The organism is Nocardia sp. NPDC006044, assembly GCF_042871115.1.
Taxonomy (GTDB): domain Bacteria; phylum Actinomycetota; class Actinomycetes; order Mycobacteriales; family Mycobacteriaceae; genus Nocardia.
This window is the reverse complement of sequence record NZ_JBIAID010000001.1, coordinates 1,732,213-1,745,221: the sequence shown is the minus strand read 5'-3', so window position 1 is coordinate 1,745,221 and position 13,009 is coordinate 1,732,213. Positions and strand designations below refer to the sequence as shown.

The window sequence follows — 13,009 nt, the reverse complement described above, 5'->3', positions numbered from 1 at the left end:
ATGTACTGGCATCGAAAGCGAGCGGCGGGCGTAGCTCAACCGCTCGAGAGCGGCGACCCGGTTGACGCGAAGGTCTGGCTAATAGTAAAGACTTCGCAAAGCATTTGGAAAGGTTTCAGGTGAAATCGGTGCAACCGTCACCGAATTGTGATCTATATCACTGCCTGCCGGCAAGGGTCGTCTACTTCAGGTACCACGCGATCAGGCGTTCGAGCAGACCGAGATCGCAGGCCTCGTCCGGGACGGTGAGCACCGACTCGAGGTTGCTGCGGTCGAACTCGATCCGTTCCAGCAGGTACTTACCGGTGTAGGCCATGCGGGTGGCGACCGCCCGGTCCAGCGCGGTGAGCTTGCCGTCGTCCCATTCGCCCGGGGCGACGGGACGCAGGGTCATGCCGAGGCCGGCGCCGATCATGCGGACCGTCTCGTCCGCGGGAACGCCGATTCGGTCGGTCAGGTTGACGATCTGCGGCAGCTGCTCGGCCTCGGCGAGTCCCAGCAACCACTCCACCGTCGTGTCGATCGGGACCAGGTTGAGCGTCGCCCCCTCGGCTACCTGCACGGCCGCGTCGCCACCGGGAAAGCGGCGGATGACCCGTTTCATGTTCGACATGAAGTTGTAGATGCCGAAATCCGAAGTGGTGTGGGCGGTTTTGGCCGAACCGACCACCTGGCCCAGGCGGAACACGGCACCGTCGACGCCGTGCTCGTGGATGAAATCGCGCAAGACCAGCTCGCCGCCGCATTTGGTCGCCTCGTAGACCGTTCGATACTGCGTGGTGCTGGTGGGCGGCAGCCAGATTTCCGCGCTGGGCGTGTCCGATACGCCGCCGACGTAGGCGGTGCTGATCAGGAAGAACCTGGAGCCCGGCCGGCTGTGTTCGACGAACAGTCGCAGCGCCCGCTCGGTTCCGCGGGTGTTGACCTCCTGGAGCAGCGCGGGCCGATTGGGCGAAAGGTCCACCGCGGCAGCGAAATGCCAGAAATCGCAGGGCTCGGAGAAGATCGCGGCCGCTTCGAAGTCGTTGACGCCCAGGTGTTCCTGGGTCAGTTCGCAGTCGTAGGTCTCGAGCCCGGTGAGGTCGGGCGGGGTCTGGCCGTCGACGATCGTCGCGGATGCCAGCGCCTCGGGCACTCGCGTCCGCGCACCCCTGGCCAGCGCTTTCACCCGGATGCCGCGGTCGAGCATCGCGCAGATCGTATTGCTGGCCACGTAGCCGTTCGCGCCGTCCACCACGGCCATTCTCGAATGCCCCATCAGACGCTCCACATATCGCGGTCGAAGCGGCGGTCGACGGCGCCGGACAGCCGATGCAGGGCGACGCCGGGGTCGCGGGCGGCCTCGACGCACAGGTCGACCACGCTCGCGCACATGGCGGCGGCCAGTTCGTCGTTCCACAAGCGCTGTGCCGCATTGAAAGTCATCGCCATCGCCGCCTGGGTTCCCTTGATCGTGAGCATGCCGTCGATCGGCAGCACGTTGCCCACCGAGGTCCCGCGCAGCGCGTGCTCCGCGGCGACGCAGTCGGGTCCGAACAATCCCTCCCCCACCGACGCCTTCGGCACGTTCAGCATCTGCACCGGGAACAGGGCGCTGTGCGGATCGATCAGTGCGACGGACAGGTCCGGGCAGTCCTCCAGCACCTCGATGAAGGGATACCACTGAAATCGGTAGGCCGACAGGCAGTTCTGCTTGAACGACGCGACCAGATCGGCGAACGACAGCTCCGGCGACCAGCGGAACGCGACCATGAACGGGTTGAACAGCATCGCCACCGACTCGTGGAACCGCGGATCCCGGCGACCGTGACTGAAGGTCGGCATGAGGTACGCGGCGGAGCCGCTGAGCTGGCCGAGGACGAAGCCGTACGCCGCGGCGATCACCATGAACGGTGTCGCGCGCAGCTTTCCGGACAGGCCGCGCACCGCGGCGAGTTCCGCGGGCTCCCATCGGCGATCGCCGCGGCAGGTGATCGCCCGGTCGTCGGGCGAGGCCTGCGCGGCGATCTGCAGAATGTCCAGGGAGCCGAGGTATTCCGGCCAGAACGCGCGGGCCGCGTCCGCCTCCGGGGTCTCCAGCGCGGCCAGTTCGTCGAGCACGAGCCGGCCATAGCGCACCGCCGGCGGTTCCGGTGTCGGTTCCAGTCCGGCGGCGGCGCGATAGAACCGTCCGATATCCCGTTTCAGCACTTCCAGCGACCACGCGTCGGCGACGCTGTGGTGCACCGTCACCTGCAGTAGCCGCCGATCGGATTCGCGTTCGAGCAGCAGCACGCGGAGCAGCGGCGGGCGGGCGAGATCGAAGGGAGAGTTGTTGTGCTCGACCAGCTTTCCCGCGATCTCCGGTGCGTCCCAGGACGCGGCGCGGACCCGCTCGACCGTCGTCTCGGGTTCGATGCCGGAGCCGACGACCTGTTCGTCCATGCCGCGGCCACGCACGATGGCCGTGCGCAGCGCGTCGTGCCGTTCGACGGTCCGGGCGATCGCCGCGAACAGCCGATTCCGGTCCAGCACACCGTCGATGGTGAGCCGGAAGGAGATGTTGAACGCCTCCGCCGCTCCGCCGGGGCGGATCGATTCGAGGAAGTCCAGCAGATGCTGCCCCGGCGTCAAGGGCAGCCGCTCGATCGATTCCGTCGGGCTCATTGCGCGCCTTGATGGAGAAACAGCTGCGCGGCAACGGCATAGGCCAAGGCATAGCGCTTGAGGTCGCGCACTTCCACGTACTCGTCGGCCTTGTGCGCGATCCACTTGTCCCCCGGTCCGTACACCACGCTCGGGACGTTGCCGAAGTGGGTCAGGATGGTGCCGTCGGTGGTGCCGGGCACGCCGCCGAGTACCGGACGGACGCCGTTGACCAGTTCGTGCGCGCCGACCACCGACGTGACAAGTGGAGTGTCCGAACCGGTTTCGACCCATGGCCGGTCGTCGATCACGGTGATCGCGCAGCCGATCTCGCACTCGCGGGCGGCGGTGTCGACACACTCCCCGATCCGCTTGAGCAACATCTCGTGATCCACCCCGGGGACGGTGCGCACATCCAGGTACAGCGCGCTCGTCCCGCAGATCACGTTCATCTGATCCGCGGTTCCGGCCTGCGCCACGGTCGGGGTGATCGACGGTGCGCCGAGCGCCGGCGTGGTACCCGCCTCCTCGATCAGCTTGCGCTCGAGCGCCTCCAGGCCGAGCACCACCCTGGCCATGGCGGGCAACGTGTTCCGGCCCTGCAGCGGCATCGCGCCGTGGCTCATCACCCCGGTGAACTCCACCCGCACCCGGATCGCGCCCTTCGAGATCGGGCACACCTCATCGCCTTCCGGCTCACAGCAGATCACCCCGTCGACGTCGCGGACGAAGCCCTGGGCCACCGCCGCTTTGGCGCCGGTCATCATGCCTTCTTCGTCGCACAGCAGGAGCAGCCGGATCCGGCCGGGGAACGGACCGGCCTGCTGCACCGCCCGTGCGCCGTAAAGCATCGCCGCGACACCGGATTTCATGTCGGCGGAACCGCGCCCGTAGAGCTTTCCGTCGCGGATCTCGCCGCCGTACGGGTCCACGGTCCACTGATCGGGGTCGCCCTCGGTCACCACATCCAGGTGACCCTCGAAGGCCAGCGTCGGGCCGGCACCACCGCCGCCGGTCAGCGTCACCACGATATTCGGGCGGCCGTCGGCGTCGAAAAGTTCAGCGCGCCAACCCCATTCCTCGATCTTGGCGAGCAGGTAGGCGGCTACGGCACGCTCGCCGCGGCCTTCCTCGTGTAAGGCATGGGTCCGTACGAGCTGCTGTGTGAACTCGATGAGTTCCGGCTCGACGATTCCGGCATCCAGCGAAGCGATGTCCACGGTGTGACCCCCAGAAGTCAGGTTGGTCCATGCTACGGCGCGGCCGGTGTCTCCGGGTCAGATCCGGGTCCGTTGTGTCTTGATCCACGACATCGCCTGCCGCAGTCCGGTGACCTCGCCCGACTCGACCACAACGGTGGTGCCGAAGGAGCCGTCGTCGGCCATCTGCCCGAACGCCGGCAACTGGCGCCGGATCTCGGCCGCCTCCCGCGCGCCCGCGCCGCCGTCGTCGAGCCACTCGTCCAGCGGCCGGAAACTGGTGGTGCGATGGCCTTCGACGATGTCGAGCGAGTTGTCCAGCAGCAGGTCGATGAGCTGGCGCTCGGTGAGCGTGCACGCGTGTCCCGGGTCGCGCAGGCGCTGTAGATCCTCGAACCTGGTGTGTGCGGCGCCGGACAGGCCGGTGACGTTGTCCGCGATGATGACGTGCCCGCCCGGCCGGACCACTCGCGCCATCTCGGCGACGACGAGGTCGGGACGCCTGACGTGGTGCAGCGCGCGGGTACACAGGACGAGATCGAAAGTGCGGTCCGCGAACGGCAGTTCCTCGACCATGGCGACCACCAGGCGCACACCGTTGACCCCGTCGCGGGCGCGCGCCTGTTCGAGCATCTGCACCGACGAGTCGACGCCGACGACCTTCGCCCGCACACCCACGTCGGCGACCACGGCCGCCGCGGCGGCGGTCCCGGTGGCGACATCGAGGGCGCATTCGAAGGTCAGCGGGCGGATCATCTGGGCCAGCAGTTCCACGTCGAGGCGGCGCGCCTGCCCGCCCGCGTACGCCTGCGCAATTGTCGCGAATCTCAACTGGTTTCGGGAAACCTGCTCGCGGTAGCCATCGGTCATCTGTCGCACCTTCGGCGGCGTGAGTTCCGGCGATGTCACGGAACTGGTGGGACGGCGAACTCGGATATTCGCCGATATTCAACCGCCCTACGGTACCGTGTATTCACGCAAAAAGCCGCGTCCGTACACCGGGGGGACATCATCGGGACTGCCCGGTTCGTGGTCGCCACGGCGACCGGCCGGCGGTGCCCGAGATGTTGCCGGAGTCCGTATCTCGGTGCCCTGCGGTAGATCTCGTCGTTCATTGGAGGCAGGTGGTCGATGGACGCCGCCCAGGCCCGGGTCAGCACCCTGTTGCTCGACTCGCCGCGCACGATCGTCGGAATGCGCGCCGCCGAGGTCGCCGCCGACGTCGTGGCCGCCGCCGCCCGGACGAGGGTCCCGCGCGTGCTGGTGATCGCGGGCAGTGGCTTCGCGGTCCGCGGCTGGTCCGAACCGCTGCTGACGGCATTGCGGACGTTCCCGTTGCACCTGGTGACCCAATCCGGTTTGCCCACACCCGAATCCGTGGCGCGGCTCGCGCACGACGTGCGCGCCCATCGCGCCGACGTGGTGGTCACGGTCGGCGGCGGCAGCATCATGGACGCGGGCAAAGCCGCTGCGGCCCTGTCGGTCAGCCCCGATCCCACTCCCCAGTTGGTGGTGCGGACGTGTGCGGAAGAAGCGGGCGCCGAGGGCGTACCGCCGATCATCGCCCTGCCGACGACACCGGGGACCGGCGCGGAAGCGACCCCGTTCGCCACCATCTGGCATCGCGACCAAGGCCGCAAGCTCTCCCTGCGCGGGTCCGCGCTCCAGCCGGCGACCGCGATTCTCGACCCCGATCTGCTCGTCGGGCTTCCGGAAGCCCATCTGATCAGCTGCCTGCTGGACACCCTCGCGCAGGGCCTGGAGGGCGCCTGGTCGATCCGGGCCGACGAGCGGTCCGAATGGCTGGGCGCGACCGCGTGGTCCCTGCTGGCCGAATTGCTCGACGAGCCGCACGCGGACTTGGGCTCGGCGCAACGGCACGCGGCCCTGCTCGCCGGGCACTTCGCCGGGCGCGCGATCGCCATCGCGGGAACCACTGTGTGCCATGCGCTCTCGTACCCGCTGACGCTGCGCTACGGGCTGAGCCACGGCCATGCCTGCGGGCTCACGCTGGCGTCGGTGCTGCGCTACAACGCACTCGTCGGCGACGACTGCGCCGACCCGCGCGGCGCCGATCGGGTGCGCGGCGCGATCGCCCAGGTGGTGCGGGCGGCCGGTGTCCGCACCGTCGACGAGCTGGCCCGGAAGATCGAGGCGCTGGTGCGATCGCCCGCATTACCGCCGGCCCCCGATCTTCGCCACGAGGCAACTCGGATCGCCACCGAGGCACTCGCTTACGACCGCGCGGGAAACAATCCGCGCCGCGTCGACGGCGAGGGCCTGTCACGCCTGTTGGCCGGGACCGCGGAGAGAGACTATGCGCGTTGACAATTACAAGCTCATGCACTGGCTGAACACCCGGAAGATGACGACCGGCCAGGTCGCCGAAGCCGTCGGCCTGGACCACGAGCAGGTCGAGAAACTGCTGTCGGTCAGCGACGAATGCCCGGACGAGATCGCCGGCGCGCTGGCCCGGGCACTCGAGATCACTCCCGAGCAGCTGGTCGCCAGCGGTCGCTCCGACCTGACCGTGCTGGTCCGCACGGCCGAGGAACTGCGCGATACCCGGCGGCCCATTCAGCGCGACGGCATTCATTTCTACAACTACTACACAATGGCGGCGCCGCAGGGCGCGGTCGCACCGGTCATTCTCGACATCCTCTGCCCGGCGGATCGATTACCCGCCTTGAACAATGGGCACCTGGAACCCGCCATCACCATCAATCTCGGACCCGGCGATATCCACGGACGGTGGGGCGCGGAACTCGGCGCGGCGACCTGGCAGGTGATCAGCGCCAATCCGGACGAGGACAGGTGGATCGTCGGCGACTCCTATGTCGAACCGTCCTATTGCCCGCACACCTACTCACTGGCCTCGGCCGCCTCGGCGCGCATCGTTTCCTACACCGGTCAATCCTCCCTCGCCGGGCTCATCGAAGACTTCAACGACTGGTCCGATCCCGCCGCGAACGCCTTGCTCGGCTGGCTCGACGAAAGCCCGGCGCCGCAGCAGGTGGCGACCCTGCTGCTGGCCCGCCGCGGGCACACGCTCGAATCGGCCGCCGAAGCACTGGGTAAACGGGCGAGCGACCTGATCGCGGCACTCGACGAGGGTCGGCTCGAGCTACTGCGGGACCTGGGCACAACTCTCGGCTTCGACTACCGGCTGCTGCTCCGCCCGGCGACCAGACACGACGCCGTGGGCAAGACCTTCAAGGACATCGCGGAGTGCCGCAAGGAAATTCGTGACTTCCGGGGTTACACCGTCAGCTCGCTGGCGTCCGCCCCGCATCTGCCCGATCTCACCGGGCTCTTCCTGCTCGTGGCCGGTCAGGCCGGCACGGACCTCCGCGAACCGGCCGAGTCCCACTACCTGGTGACCGCCGGGTCGCCCACGCTGCACTGGACCGATGCCGCAGGGCGGGAACGACATTCGAAGCTGGAGGTCGACGCGTCGGCCTGGGTCGCGCCGTTCGTGACCCATCGATGGTCCGGCGACGGCGCGTTGATCAAGCTCGGTTCCGGCCGGCATCTCGGCTACCTCGACCTGTACGAGCTCACCAATACCTATGCCGCGGCGTCGACTGTGCGGCGCGGCCGCCGCGACCGTCGCGGCTGGGGTTACGACTCTTGAGAAACACTCTGCGTCACAACGGGAGACAAGATTGCGCGTCGTCTACACCGATCCCGCCTGGGCACTGAACGAACAGGGCCAGCCGGACCTCGCCCGCGCCGACATCGAACGCTCGGTGTTCGGCACCGGCATCGATCTGCGCTTGGGCCTGTTCGACGGTCGATACCGGTTGCAGGGTAACGACTTTCACGACCATGTCCGTGGCGCCGACGCCCTGGTGATCTATCGCTGCCAGGTGACCCCGGAACTCCTCGAGGCGATCGGGCCGACCTGCCGGGTGATCGCCCGCAGCGGCGTCGGCATCGACAACCTGAACGCACCGCTGCTCGACGGAACCGGGATCATCTCGTTCAACGTCCCCGACTACTGCGTCGACGAGGTCAGCACCCATACGCTGGCCCTGCTGCTCGCGCTGGAACGCAAGGTCTGCACCCAGGACCGCCTGGTCAAGGCCGGCCAGTGGAACATCCACGCGGGCGGGGTGCCACGGCGAGTATCGGCCTGTACCGCGGGCATCATCGGATTCGGCCGCATCGGCCGGGCGACCGCGCGCAAACTACAGGCGTTCTACCGGACGATCATCGCCTACGACCCCTACGTCTCGGCCGATCTCATGGCGGGTTACGGCGTCACCGCCGCAACGGATTTGGCCGAACTGTTCGGCGCCGCGGACGCGGTCGTGATCCACGCGGCCCTGACCGGCGAGACGGACCGGCTCGTCGACGCCGCCGCCCTCGCCGACGTCCGGCCGGGTGCGTTGCTGGTCAACACCGCCAGAGGCCGGCTGGTCGACCCGGTCGCCGTCCTCGAAGCGCTCGAATCCGGCCGGCTCGGCGGCTTCGGCTCGGACGTGTTCACGCCCGAGGACCCCAATGACGATCCGACCGCCCGCAAGCTGCTCACCCGGGAGGACGTGGTGGTGTCCGCACACCGCGCGTTCCTCTCGATCGAATCCGAACGCAGCTGCCGGCGCCGGGTCGCCGAGGGCGTCGCCAGTGTCCTGGCCGGCGGTCCACCGCCCGCCGCAGGCAGAGTGACTTGATCCGAGAGGCAGTACGCGTGATAGAGAACTTCCCCGTTCAGACGGGATCACCGACCGAGTTTTCCGCCGGAACGCGGTTGCGCGGGCTACTCGCCGAGCCCGAACCGACATACCTGATGGGCGCGCATGACGGCCTCAGCGCCCGCATCGCGGCCGACGCCGGATTCACCGGCCTCTGGGCATCCGGACTCTGTATGTCGACCGCCCTGGGCGCCCGGGACAGCGACGAGGTGTCCTGGGGCGAGCTCCTCGACCTCGCCGCGCGGGTGGTCGACGGCGGCCTGCCGGTCCTCGTCGACGGCGACACCGGCTACGGCAACTTCAACACCGCCCGGCGCTTCGCCGCCCGCGCCGAGCAGATCGGCGCGGCCGGGATCTCCATGGAGGACAAGGTCTTTCCGAAGATGAACTCCTACTTCGGCGACAGTCACCCGCTGGCGCCGATCGGTGACATGTGCGCCAAGATCGCGGCCTGCCGGGACCGGGTCGGCGCCGAGTTCGTGCTCGTCGCCCGGACCGAGGCGCTGATCGCCGGGGCCGGGCTGGCCGAGGCCCTGCGCCGGGCCGAGGCGTATCGGCAGGCCGGCGCCGATGCCATCTTCATTCACTCGCGCAAGCAGACCATCGACGAGATCGCCGAGTTCACCCACGAATGGGCGGCGCGGCTGCCGCTGGTGATCGCGCCGACGACCTATCACACGGTCCGCCGGGAAACCTTCGCCGAACTCGGCATCGCCGCGGTGATCTGGGCGAATCAGGCAATGCGTGCCGCGGTGGCCGCGATGCGGCAGGTGTGCCGGGCGCTACTGCTCGACAGCGCGGCCGCGGTGGAGCCGACCATCGCCCCGCTCGCGGAGGTGTTCGCGCTCATGGGATATCCGGAGCTCGAAGCCGACGAGGCGCACTATCTCGAACTGGCGCGGAAGTGGGCGGATTCGTGATCGACGCCGACGATCTGCTCGGCGGGCTGATCGCGCGTGGCGTGGTCGACGTGGTCGGGGTGCCGTGCTCGTATCTGACGCCGATCATCAACCGGGTGGCGTCCGGTTCGGCGGCGGGGTATCTGCCGGTCACGCACGAGGGTGAGGCGGTGGCGATCGCCGCGGGGTGCTGGCTGGCCGGTACCACGGCGTGCGTCATGGGGCAGAACTCGGGGCTCGGCAATATGGTCAATCCGCTGACCTCGCTCACCTATCCCGGCCGAATTCCGGTGCCGCTGATCATCAGTTGGCGTGGGGAACCGGGGCGCCCGGACGAGCCGCAGCACGAGCTGATGGGGGCGATCATGCCCGGACTGTTGGAGCTGATGCGGGTGGGTCATGCGGTGATACCCGCCGAGCCTGCGGCGGTCGACGCGTGTCTGACCGGCGGCTGGGCCGAAATGGACCGGGAGCAGCAGCCTTTCGCGTTCATTCTGCGCGATGGGGTGATGGCCGCGCAGAAGCTCGAGGAGCCGTCGCTTCCCGGCGCGGCGACTCCGGCGGTGAGCCGATCTCCCAAGAGTCGTACTGCGCCAACGCGTTCGGCGGCGCTGGAGTCGCTGATCGGATCGCTCGACGATTCCGCCGCGGTGGTCTCGACCACGGGCAAGGCCAGTCGTGAGCTCTACACGATCGCCGATCGGCCGCAGCACTTCTATCTGGTCGGCGCGATGGGGTCGGCGAGCGCCGTCGGGCTCGGGGTAGCGCGGCATGCCCGCCGGACCGTGGTCGTGATCGATGGCGACGGCGCGGCGCTCATGCGGCTCGGCACGTTGGCGACCGTCGGCGCCCACGGCGGGCCGAACCTGATACATGTGCTGCTGGACAACGGGGTTCACGATTCCACCGGCGGTCAGCAGAGCCTCGCGGCACAGGTCGACTTCCCGGCCGTCGCGCGGGCCTGCGGCTACACCCGGGTATACGACTGCGCGGATCTCGCCGAATTCACCGAGGCCATCAAGGTAGCGCAGGTCGAGAGCGGGCCGACGTTCGTCTATCTGGCGATTCGACCGGGCTCGATCGCCGGGCTGGGCAGGCCGGCGGTTTCGCCGGCCGAGGTGGCAAGGCGGTTCCGGGATTTCGTGACAGGAGGCGATCATGTTTCGTGACGGCGCGGTACAACCCTCGTCCGGCCAACTCACCGTGCGCAATCCGTGGAACGGCGAGAGCGTCGGGACGGTCGCGCGCGACACCGTCGCTCAGCTGGACGAGGCGATTCAGGGCGTTCGAGCCGGATGGCGGCCGTTACGCGCGGACCAGCGGGCGGCGATCCTCGGCCGGACCGCCGAACTGATCCGCGAGCGATCCGGCGAACTGGCCGAACTGATTTCCCGGGAGTCCGGCGTGTGTATCGCCGAAACCCGCAAGGAGACCGAACGAGCCGCGGCCAACCTCGTCGTTGCCGCGACCGAGACCGAGCGGTTGCGCGGGGAGAGCATTCCGGTGCCGGGTCAGGATCGGCTGGCGCTCACCAAGTTCGAGCCGGTCGGCCTGGTCGCGGCGATCACGCCGTTCAACCGGCCGCTCAACCAGGTGGTCGTGAAGGTGGCGCCCGCGGTCGCCGCCGGTTGTGCGGTGGTGCTGAAACCATCGGAGAAGACACCACTTACGGCCCTCGCCTTCGCCGAGATGCTGCTCGAAGCGGGACTTCCGGCCGAAAACCTTGTCGTCACAACGGGTGAGCCCGGTGTGCTAGGTCCGGCGCTGGCCGGGCATCCGGACATCGACATGGTCACCTTCACCGGCTCCGTGCAGACCGGGCGGGCCGTATCCGCGGCGGCGGCGGGCAAGAAGATCCTGCTGGAGTTGGGCGGAAACGATCCGCTGATCGTGTTGCCGGACGCCGATCTCGCGCTCGCGGTGCAATTGGCGGGCCAGGGCGCCTTCGCCACCGCCGGGCAATCGTGCCGAGGGATCAAGCGGGTGATCGTCGTCGGCTCGGTGGCCGACGACCTGGTCGAGGGACTGACCGAGGCGACCCGGCGCAAACAAGCGGGGGATCCCCTCGATCCTGCCACCGACGTCGGGCCGCTGATCAGCGAGGAAGCGGCGAAAACCGTCGAACGACGCATCGGTGACGCGGTCGCCGCGGACGCGAAACTTCTGCTCGGCGGCGATCGGCGCGGTCCGCTCATCACTCCCGCCGTCCTTGATAACGTGCCTGCCGACGCCGAATTGGTGGTCGAGGAGACGTTCGGTCCGGTCGCCCCGGTCATCCGGGTGACCGACACCGCGGCGGCGATCCGGGTCGCGAACAGCACGCGCTACGGATTGCAGGCCGGGGTGATCACCTCGGACGTGGCCGAATTCACCGAGATCGCCGCCGCACTGCGGGTCGGTGCCGTAAACCTCAACGCGGGACCACATTTCGACTCACCACACATCCCGTTCGGCGGGGTGAAGTCCAGCGGGATCGGCCGCGAGGGCATCCCCTACTCGATCCGGGAGATGAGCACCATCAAGACCATCACGCTGCCCTACCCACTACCTCGAGGTTAGGACGACCCATGACCGCAGAACCCGCTGCTCCCGACTACCAGGCCATGTTCCGGCTCGACGGGAAACGCACCCTCGTGATCGGCGCGGGCAGCGGCATCGGCCGCGAATCGGCGCTCGCCGTCGGGGCGCTCGGCGCCGAGGTGACGTGTGCCGACATCGATCTCCCGACGGCCGAGGAGACCGCGAAGCTGGCCGGGCCGCTGGCGGTGGCAATCCAACTGGATGTGCGGGACGCGGCGGCCGTGGACGCGGCCGCCGCGGCGCTGCCGGAGCTGGACGTGCTCGTGTTCACCACCGGGCGCAATGTCCGCAAGCGGCTGCTCGACTACGCGGTGGACGAATTCGACGCCGTCGTCGACCTGAATCTGCGCGGCGCGTTCCACCTGCTGCGGGCGTTCGGCCGGGGCATGGTGGCGCGCGGGAGCGGCTCGATCGTGGGGATGTCGTCGATCCGGGCGATCACCGTGGAGCCGGGGCAGGCCGTGTACGCGGCGACGAAAGCCGGTCTGCTCCAGCTGATCCGCGGGGCCGCCGCGGAGTTCGGTCCGGCCGGGGTCCGGGTGAACGCGGTCGCGCCGGGCGTGGTCCGCACTCCGCTCACCGATCCGATCTTCGAGGTGCCGCAGTGGCAGCAGGCCTACGCGAACAAGAGCGCGCTCGGGCGGTGGGCGCAGCCGAGCGAAATCGCCGGGGCGGTCGCGTTTCTGGCCTCCGACGCGTCCAGTTTCGTCACCGGGACGATGCTGACCGTCGACGGCGGATGGACCGCCGTCGACGGGCGCTACGAACCGCCGCGCTAGGCGGGCGGTGAATCGACCAGCAGGACCGCGTCGTTCACGAATGTCCCCATGTCCGGCGCCTCGAACAACAGGTTCATCGGGATCTCGACGCCGAATTCCGTGCGGAGCGCAGACATCAGTTCGCCGGCCAGGAGGGAGTCGCCGCCCAGTTCGTAGAAGTTGGCGGCCGGTTCGGTGTAGCCGGTGCCGCACACCCGCCCGACGATGGCCCAGATACGTTCCCGCACAAC

12 protein-coding genes are annotated in these 13,009 nt (G+C 68.7%); 7 read left to right on the top strand and 5 right to left on the bottom strand.

Annotated elements, in window-relative coordinates; genetic code table 11:
• Positions 1–181 precede the first annotated feature (181 nt).
• The 4 genes from ACFYO1_RS08300 to ACFYO1_RS08285 are packed head-to-tail and all read right to left on the bottom strand — an operon-like array spanning position 182 to position 4,694.
• Positions 182–1,258: an SDR family oxidoreductase gene (locus tag ACFYO1_RS08300; RefSeq protein ID WP_387228373.1), complete on the bottom strand. Its 1,077-nt coding sequence runs from the start codon at positions 1,256–1,258 to the stop codon at positions 182–184.
• A complete protein-coding gene (locus tag ACFYO1_RS08295; protein ID WP_387228371.1) occupies positions 1,258–2,646 on the bottom strand; it encodes a condensation domain-containing protein in 1,389 nt (462 codons plus the stop codon). The genes ACFYO1_RS08300 and ACFYO1_RS08295 overlap by 1 nt, the downstream gene beginning before the upstream one ends.
• The gene (locus tag ACFYO1_RS08290; protein ID WP_387228370.1) at positions 2,643–3,845 is read right to left on the bottom strand and encodes a M20 family metallopeptidase; all 1,203 of its coding nucleotides are present in this window, start codon (positions 3,843–3,845) and stop codon (positions 2,643–2,645) included. Before ACFYO1_RS08290 ends, ACFYO1_RS08295 begins: the two co-directional genes overlap by 4 nt.
• 57 nt (positions 3,846–3,902) lie before the next feature.
• Complete coding sequence (locus tag ACFYO1_RS08285; protein ID WP_387228369.1) at positions 3,903–4,694, bottom strand: class I SAM-dependent methyltransferase; 792 nt, start codon at positions 4,692–4,694, stop codon at positions 3,903–3,905.
• A gap of 261 nt (positions 4,695–4,955) precedes the next feature.
• Here ACFYO1_RS08285 and ACFYO1_RS08280 point away from each other — a divergent pair, with 261 nt between their 5' ends.
• From ACFYO1_RS08280 to ACFYO1_RS08250, 7 genes are all read left to right on the top strand, one after another.
• Positions 4,956–6,152: a phosphonoacetaldehyde reductase gene (locus tag ACFYO1_RS08280; RefSeq protein WP_387228367.1), complete on the top strand. Its 1,197-nt coding sequence runs from the start codon at positions 4,956–4,958 to the stop codon at positions 6,150–6,152.
• Positions 6,142–7,458, top strand: a complete 1,317-nt coding sequence (locus ACFYO1_RS08275) for a histidine kinase (protein WP_387228364.1) — start codon at positions 6,142–6,144, stop codon at positions 7,456–7,458. Before ACFYO1_RS08280 ends, ACFYO1_RS08275 begins: the two co-directional genes overlap by 11 nt.
• Before the next feature lie 31 nt (positions 7,459–7,489).
• Entirely contained in the window at positions 7,490–8,500 is a 1,011-nt protein-coding gene (locus ACFYO1_RS08270) for a C-terminal binding protein (protein ID WP_387228362.1), read from the top strand.
• Positions 8,501–8,577: 77 nt separating this feature from the next.
• Positions 8,578–9,441: an isocitrate lyase/phosphoenolpyruvate mutase family protein gene (locus ACFYO1_RS08265; protein WP_387228359.1), complete on the top strand. Its 864-nt coding sequence runs from the start codon at positions 8,578–8,580 to the stop codon at positions 9,439–9,441.
• Positions 9,426–10,589, top strand: a complete 1,164-nt coding sequence (aepY, locus tag ACFYO1_RS08260) for a phosphonopyruvate decarboxylase (RefSeq protein ID WP_387228357.1) — start codon at positions 9,426–9,428, stop codon at positions 10,587–10,589. Before ACFYO1_RS08265 ends, aepY begins: the two co-directional genes overlap by 16 nt.
• Positions 10,579–11,979 carry an aldehyde dehydrogenase family protein gene (locus ACFYO1_RS08255; protein WP_387228356.1) on the top strand — a complete coding sequence of 467 codons (1,401 nt, stop codon included), beginning with the start codon at positions 10,579–10,581 and terminating at the stop codon, positions 11,977–11,979. Before aepY ends, ACFYO1_RS08255 begins: the two co-directional genes overlap by 11 nt.
• Before the next feature lie 8 nt (positions 11,980–11,987).
• A complete protein-coding gene (locus ACFYO1_RS08250) occupies positions 11,988–12,779 on the top strand; it encodes an SDR family NAD(P)-dependent oxidoreductase (RefSeq protein ID WP_387228354.1) in 792 nt (263 codons plus the stop codon).
• Here ACFYO1_RS08250 and ACFYO1_RS08245 read toward each other — a convergent pair.
• Positions 12,776–13,006 (bottom strand): acyl carrier protein, encoded by a 231-nt coding sequence (locus ACFYO1_RS08245; RefSeq protein ID WP_387228352.1) that lies wholly within the window; start codon positions 13,004–13,006, stop codon positions 12,776–12,778. The genes ACFYO1_RS08250 and ACFYO1_RS08245 overlap by 4 nt on opposite strands.
• Positions 13,007–13,009: the final 3 nt, after the last annotated feature.

Excerpts from the sequence above, each read along its gene's own strand:
- ACFYO1_RS08255 (WP_387228356.1), top strand. The coding sequence starts at position 10,579 with ATGTTTCGTGACGGCGCGGTACAACCCTCGTCCGGCCAACTCACCGTG.
- ACFYO1_RS08295 (WP_387228371.1), bottom strand. The coding sequence starts at position 2,646 with ATGAGCCCGACGGAATCGATCGAGCGGCTGCCCTTGACGCCGGGGCAG.
- ACFYO1_RS08275 (WP_387228364.1), top strand. The coding sequence starts at position 6,142 with ATGCGCGTTGACAATTACAAGCTCATGCACTGGCTGAACACCCGGAAG.
- ACFYO1_RS08280 (WP_387228367.1), top strand. The coding sequence starts at position 4,956 with ATGGACGCCGCCCAGGCCCGGGTCAGCACCCTGTTGCTCGACTCGCCG.
- ACFYO1_RS08250 (WP_387228354.1), top strand. The coding sequence starts at position 11,988 with ATGACCGCAGAACCCGCTGCTCCCGACTACCAGGCCATGTTCCGGCTC.
- ACFYO1_RS08285 (WP_387228369.1), bottom strand. The coding sequence starts at position 4,694 with ATGACCGATGGCTACCGCGAGCAGGTTTCCCGAAACCAGTTGAGATTC.
- ACFYO1_RS08300 (WP_387228373.1), bottom strand. The coding sequence starts at position 1,258 with ATGGGGCATTCGAGAATGGCCGTGGTGGACGGCGCGAACGGCTACGTG.